This is a genomic window from Caballeronia arationis (genome assembly GCF_001544975.2).
Lineage (GTDB): Bacteria > Pseudomonadota > Gammaproteobacteria > Burkholderiales > Burkholderiaceae > Caballeronia > Caballeronia arationis.
In genome coordinates, this window is record NZ_FCOG02000214.1 from 1 (window position 1) to 6,790 (window position 6,790).

Here is a 6,790-nt window from a genome sequence, read left to right on the forward strand (position 1 = left end):
ACCGACGCTCGTGTGAAATGATGCTGCTCTCGACGCGCTCGGTGTCCCGCCACGCGCAGAAGGAACACCCATTAGGAACACTAATTAAAGAATGTATCTTGGTATATATGGCTTGCTGTTGCGTCGGTTTTTAGTTTTTCGGATCTTCAGATTTTCTTTATATTTCAACGGGTAAGGCGGCCGAGTTATCCACAGGATATTCACTTTTTGGGGTGTAGCCTGTTGCGCGCAGGCGGCCACGATTTTTGTTGCGGTTTGACGCAACAGGATTTCACTAAGATCGCTCTCTTGCCGCCCCGTTGTTGCGCGCCCGGCGGCCCACTAGCCGACTTGCGTCTTGGGGTTCACGCCGAGGCGCCACAGCACGTCGATATTTTTGAGATAGACGGCGACGTCTGCGCGTGATGCGTGGATGATCGAATGGTCCTGACCATCGGCGCTATCGACCTGCGCGGTCCACGGGTCCTCAAGGCACTGGCAGATGTTGTTAATGTCGTCGCGATACTGTTCCAGTCTCTCCGTTTCCCAGTTCCGCACAACATCGGGTTCCAGAAGCACAGTCAGTACACCTTTTCTTTCTCCGATATACCGTACAGGGGGAAGCAGGCCGCCGATGTAAAGCACCATGACCGCGTCGATCACGCGATCATCGTGGTCTTCATCCCAGATAACGGCGAAGTCGAGAAACGCGCACCGCTCGATCCGGTTGAGCAACTCGTCGTGCCAGACCGGCGCGCGCAGCACGGAGTAGTGGGTGCCACGGCCGAGGTTGCCAACCGGGTGTGTCTCATCGTGCAGGGTCTGGAAGAAGTGGCAATAGGACATCTGATGCTCCTTTCGGGAGGAATGCAGCTTCCGCTGCGAAGCCCGGTCATTTCGTAGCCGGGACGATCCGGTAAGCACTAGCGTTTGATCTTCCCATCTCGCTCTGCCGGCATGGCCGAGACCGGTGTGGCCGGTATGGCGCCGAGTTCTGCCAGCTTGTTGCGGCCTTCCCGGTGATGTTCATAGAATTTCGCCCACTTGCTGAAGCCACCAAGTTCGCCGACGGCGCGCAGCATGGCAAGGTGCGAAGCGGTCAACAGTTGCACAGCGGCTTCGAGTTCTGCAATCCGGATATTGTTGTCGGCAAGCGATGCTGCGATATCTGCACCCGAGCGCCTGGCAACACGGACGCGCCAGCGCCGGTAGTCGGCCTGCCGTTGCTGATATTCAGCAAGCAGCCTGCTGCGCGACTCGCTGCGGGTGATCGACGATGCTGCCTTGATGGACGGATGCGATCGTGCAACGGCGCGCGCCGTGATGTCTTCATCCTCTGCCAGCAGCGTTTCGAGAATCTCGCGCATCTGGTCGTCGTCGCTGGACGGTGTGGTCTTGGTAGGTTCAGTCATCAAGTACTCCACGTTGCCGGGGCAGTGACAGGTCAACGCCATCCGGGAAGGGATGTTCGCCCGCTGGTATTGCAAGAAGCTTCTGTACGCCGGCCAGCCGCTTCTCCGCGTGGTCAAGCTGGTTCTGCCAGCCGATGCTCGTCGATGGTCTGGCCTTGATCGACTCGAGCGCAAGCTTGAACTTGCCCTCGAGCCGGATCAGGTTCTGCCGGTTCTCGGGCAGATCGGTGGCCGACAGGTGGCGACAGTCTGCGAAGCACTCGAGATGTTTAGGACAGGGATCGACCGTAAACGAATTGAGGCAATGCCCATACGGTGTGGCATGGAAACCGCCGGCTTCGGCACGAAGGTACTCATACGCGGCAGCATCCCCCTCTGTTGCCTGGATACGCCGGAACGCATCCACAATCGGGCCATTGGCCTTGCCACCCTTGATGAGCCTGGCAACCGTGCCGGCTCTTGCACCGAGCATGATCTCGATGTCCTGCGGGAGCTCGATCTGGTCCAGTTCCTCGGCGAGGCTGCGATGATCGTACTCGTAACTCTGTGCAACGCTGCGCCGGTTGAAGCGCTTCGAGATGATCGTGTCGGCGACGCCCAGCCGGAACAGCTCGGTGTTTTGCAGATGACGCAGCATGTGTGACTCGATCTTGAGCGCGCGGTCGTCGTCTGTTTCACCATACTTTGCGAACAGATTTGGCACGGCACCATCGTCTAGCAGGCCGTCATAGATAAATTCAGGGTCCGGGCGGCTCACCGCCATGTAACGCGTCACATCGCACAGGCCATCGTTGCGCTCCTCGGCGAGCGAACGCTTGGGCTGCACGAACAGAAACTCCCATGGCTGGACGACGCCGACCGCAAGCGGCAATGGGGTGGTGTCCGACACCTTCGTTGGCGTTTTGAGCCGGATATGCTCTTCGAACTCTCCAACGTGCAGATGCGTCGCGTGCCATTCCATCCGCTCCAGGGGGCTGACCGGTGAGCCGTCGCCACGACGGAAGCGCAGGCTCGCCTTGCCTTCGCGCATCGCCTTGACCAGACGATTTCCGAACTGATAGATGGCCATGTTGAGCTTGAGGTCACCACTGCGGCGTCGTTCCAGCTGATAGTCATGCAACTCAACGAGTAGCGCCGGATCGAAACCGTCACGGTAGCGTTCGATGAACGGTTCCTGCTCGATATCCAGCCAGAACGGATTACCCATCAATCGCGTATAGATTTCGGTGACAGGCACGAGGCTATCGGCCGGGTACCACGGAAGCAGACGCCCCGTTTCGCATTGCAGCTTCAGCGTCGCGCGCAGCGGTTCCGTGATCCTGGCCACGTGGTCAAGCGTCCCAGTCAGCAGTGCGCGGAACATGTCGGGAACAGGCTGCGTACTTTCACGCAGGATGCGGCTGTCCGCCTCGTCGTCCTGCTGCTTTTCCGCGAAGTGCCGCACCATCAGTGACGTCGAGATGCCACCGGCTTCGCCGGCAGGCCGACCCTTTGAGTCCAGATACGTCCGCTCGCACTTCCAGTCGACCGGCAACAGGGCAGCTTCGCCCGCACGCATGCCAGTCACGATCAAGGTGCGCACGGCGGCGAACCGCAGATCGTCCATGAACGAGCGCGGCTTCTCGGTCATCACGATCCGGGCCAGTTCCCAGAACGCCCTGCGTTCGGGTAGCCGTTCGTCGCGCTTGCGCGCCTCCAGGTCCGCGCGCAACTTCTCCCGCGACCAGGTATGTTTCGCCCTGATCGCGCTTTTGCCCTTCATCCGCGAAACGGCAAGCGACGAGTACAGCGGACCCGCATCGCAGAGGTGCTGCGCGTCGAACACGAGCTTGACGATGCCTGCTACCAGGTCCCCCAGTTTTCCGGTTGCCTGGACAGCCTTGCCGATCCGGATGGCAACCTGAAGGTCATCGACGGTCAGCGCCCACGGCTGCCTCTCCACACACGTTGCGATGACCCTCAGGGGCCGCGCGATGCACTGCGTCACATATCCGGTTGTGTTACGCCTGAACAGCAGCTGCTCGGCGACGGCCGCCTTGACCAGATCCTGCCATGCGTCAGACAGCGGCCGTCTGTGCAGCGGTGCCAGTCCGCGCTCGGCGCGCTCCGCATTGACGATCGCCAGTGCCTTCGCGTCAGCGCCCAGGTCTCGCAGGTAATGGCTCGGCGGCGGTACGTCGCCGGCAACGATGGTAAGGTTCCAGCCAACGCCGTCGCATGCAGCGCCCGTTTCGTCGAGAGGCATGTCCCATGACAGGCCTTTGTCATGGGCCAGCGTTTTGCCCAGGTCGATGAACGCAGAGTAGTGTGAATTCATCGGGTGTCGCCTTCCAGTTCCTCGATGACCGCCTGTATGTCAGCGATCGTACGCTGCAATTGCAGATATGCCGGCGACCGGATGTCGCCGCGAGAACTCTGGTCGAAGAAGATCACCACTTCGCGCATCTCGGCCAGCACGCGCTCATGCATCGTCTTGTCATGCAGGGGCATGAACTTCCTGCAGCCGTAGCACGACGTTATGGGGTTATACGGGCAGGCAGGCTGTCCCGAAGAACATCCACCGATACCTGCAATTGGAACGCCGTGAGGGACACCAGCGATCTGCTGGTCACCCTTGAGTTGGGTGAGCTCCTCCGAGGAGATGAACCGGTCGTGGGCAATTTTCGCCACGCGTCGGTATATATCCGACGCACCGAGCGCCCGGTTGACCCGTTCCGCGTGGGTGGCAGAGGTCGCGTAGTACACCAGCCCCGTCTGTATATGCGAATGACCCAGAAACTCGGCCAGTTCTTCGTGGCTCGCGCCGGCGTCGACGAGTCGCTGGGCAGCCGTGTGACGAAGGTCCGTAGGCGTACCGCGATCGTTTGAGCCAATCAGCTTCCTCACGACGCTGGCAATCCGGCTTCCGGCATCCTTGGCAGATTCGACCACAAAGAAGCGGGCTGAACCGGGCGTCCTTTCGGCCTGTCGTATTGCGTACAAGGAAGCGAAGATGGGAGCCCATTCACGCTTGACCTTGCGAGTCAAAGGCCTCCTGCTGGACTCACTTTTCTGCTTGGCCATGTGGAAGGTAAGATGTACTGCTGGCATGGATTCGGATACGTCGTGCCAGATACGGACATTGCGCATTTGCAGTTTCGCGATCTGAACGGGGCGCATGCCAAACTGGTAGGCACACAGCACCATGGCTGCCTCGTCCAATGCAGAAGGTAACGCTCCCGCTGCGTTTCCGGATTCCGTGGCAACCTGATCGGCAATGCTGTCCAGGTAGCGAACAATGCACGCTTCCTCTTCGACCGAGAGAAACACGTCTCCAGATCGAACGCCTGCATGGACGTCTCGTGCAGGCCACGGGAGCCCGCTCAGGAACTCCAGATACGATTCGGACCAGCCGTTCAACCGATGGCGACATAGCATGCGGAGAACCGTCTTGACACACGAATAGGCCGTCATAGGCAGGTCCCGCGAGCGCAGGATCATCCACTGCCGGAGAATTCCGGTTGGCGTTGCGCTCAGCACCGACGCCATCTCATCACGACTGATATGCAAGCCACCGGTTACAGTATGAAGACCCGTGGATATGCTGAAGTCCTCGCCGAGCACAAATGCGAAGACGTGTTTCAGAAGTAACCCGTAGGTCGCTCCAAACCGGGCAAAGTCAAATGCCCCTTTCGCGCCGTCGTACACGTATTCGAAGGAACCGGAGTCTTCGGGATCGGATATTGATCTCACACAGTCATCGAAATCATCGTAGTAGCGGATGACAGAAGGCAGAATGGGCAGGGCAGCCAGTACCTTCTCAATAGGGTCGTCCTGCGCCGCGTCCAGAGAGCGAAACAGTTCGCTCGGTATCTGCGATCCGCTCATGTCAACGCCCCTTTGGAAGGGCGCGCAGGACCGCAACCCGATCATCAAAGGCGTCGTTCCAGACATTCGCAAGCCGATCCTCGAATACGGCACGGGCGTAGCGCGAAGGCATGACCGATTTACTTGACCAGCCGAAGAAGGTCCGCATTTTCTGCAGTGCCTCGTCCATTGAATCGCCTTGCTCGAGCAACTGATGAAGTCGAACGACCACACACGTGTGGCGTAGACCGTGCGGTGTTATGGATTCCTTACCAGTCCGATCCTGCAGCTCATTTAATACGTCAGACGGCAGGCAACGCGACACCTGGGCAAACGCCTTTGTCAGCGTTTCGGTGGCGAGCGGCATATTGGATTGAGCATTCAGCAGGAACGGGTGATCGGGCCGCCCGCGATAGTTTCCTACATAGGTCTCTACTATGGTGGCCGTTAGCTGACTGACGGGCACCTGACGGACGGAGTGCACGGTTTTGATCGAAGGTTTCGAATACCGAGGGTCACCATCGTCATCTTCATACTCGTTTTCCTGAACATTGAGCCAGTATCGAGTCCTTTTCTGCTTCTGGTCGTAGGCGCTTTTCACTGCGTCCGCAGGAAGCAGCAGAACCTCGCCGCGCCGCAGCCCCTGATGCAACATCAGCACAAATGCGACGTAGACACGCCAACGCGTTTTCATGCGTAGAAACGGATTTTGCGGGCATTCCGGATCAAGCACGGCGTACAGCGCTTCGACGGTACTCGCTGGAAGCGATCGGACCGCGTCCACTGCAGCGCGCCTGCGAACGTGCAATTGGCTGTAAAGCGACGACAGCCGGTGCAGTCGCTGTTCTATGTGCCTGAGCCGATCATCGGCGCTCCCGGCGCTGGAAAGCCAGGTGATGACGTCGGTTACAAACCCGAGGCCAGTCTGCCAGCGATTTTCGTCCGCACTGGTTACCGCCGGCTGATTGCGGATCGAGATGAACCACGATTCGAGAATCGCCGCCAGTGCTTCGTCGTCAAATCCACTCAGCGCATCATCAAGTGCGCCGGTGCCAATCAGCTTGTCCGCATGCTGATGCAGGTTTTCAACGTACCGAAGCTTCTGCGTGAGGGTTGAACCGGCCAGCTGTGCTATCGACGTCGCCGACCAGATCGCAGCCCAGTACCGCGGCAGGCCATATTGATCGACCAACACCGGGCCACGAAGTGCTGCAGGCACAAGGTTGCTGTTGAGTTGACGAAACACGGGCCGCTCGCGACGAATACGCAACGGCCAAATTTACCATTCGCTGTGTGTCAGGTTGCTGACTCGGTGCGCTTTCATGCAACACTTTCAAACTGACCACATAGTTCGATAATTCCTTTTATGTCAAATAGAATTCTCGAACGCTATGGATGACTGCTCAAGTTATCGTGGCTGGAGGAAGCTCAAGGGTGGCCTTGACGACCTGACAAGGTCGTTATCGAATTATGCCGTTAGACGGTCCAATATCATACAAATAGAACCGACTTACCGAGGGCCTGCGCAAGAGAGTGCCTTGCAGATAAATTCC

At 58.7% G+C, this 6,790-nt stretch carries 5 protein-coding genes; all 5 read right to left on the reverse strand.

What is annotated here, in order from left to right; genetic code table 11:
• Positions 1-321: 321 nt before the first annotated feature.
• Positions 322-825 carry a hypothetical protein gene (locus AWB81_RS39220; protein ID WP_062643616.1) on the reverse strand — a complete coding sequence of 168 codons (504 nt, stop codon included), beginning with the start codon at positions 823-825 and terminating at the stop codon, positions 322-324.
• Positions 826-902: 77 nt separating this feature from the next.
• Positions 903-1,391 carry a hypothetical protein gene (locus AWB81_RS39225; RefSeq protein WP_062643618.1) on the reverse strand — a complete coding sequence of 163 codons (489 nt, stop codon included), beginning with the start codon at positions 1,389-1,391 and terminating at the stop codon, positions 903-905.
• A complete protein-coding gene (locus AWB81_RS39230; protein WP_062643620.1) occupies positions 1,384-3,708 on the reverse strand; it encodes a hypothetical protein in 2,325 nt (774 codons plus the stop codon). Before AWB81_RS39230 ends, AWB81_RS39225 begins: the two co-directional genes overlap by 8 nt.
• Positions 3,705-5,258, reverse strand: coding sequence for a site-specific integrase (locus AWB81_RS39235; protein WP_235026154.1), 1,554 nt, complete (start codon positions 5,256-5,258; stop codon positions 3,705-3,707). The genes AWB81_RS39230 and AWB81_RS39235 overlap by 4 nt, the downstream gene beginning before the upstream one ends.
• A 1-nt stretch (position 5,259) precedes the next feature.
• Positions 5,260-6,483, reverse strand: coding sequence for a site-specific integrase (locus AWB81_RS39240; RefSeq protein ID WP_062643624.1), 1,224 nt, complete (start codon positions 6,481-6,483; stop codon positions 5,260-5,262).
• Between the last annotated feature and the right edge of the window lie 307 nt (positions 6,484-6,790).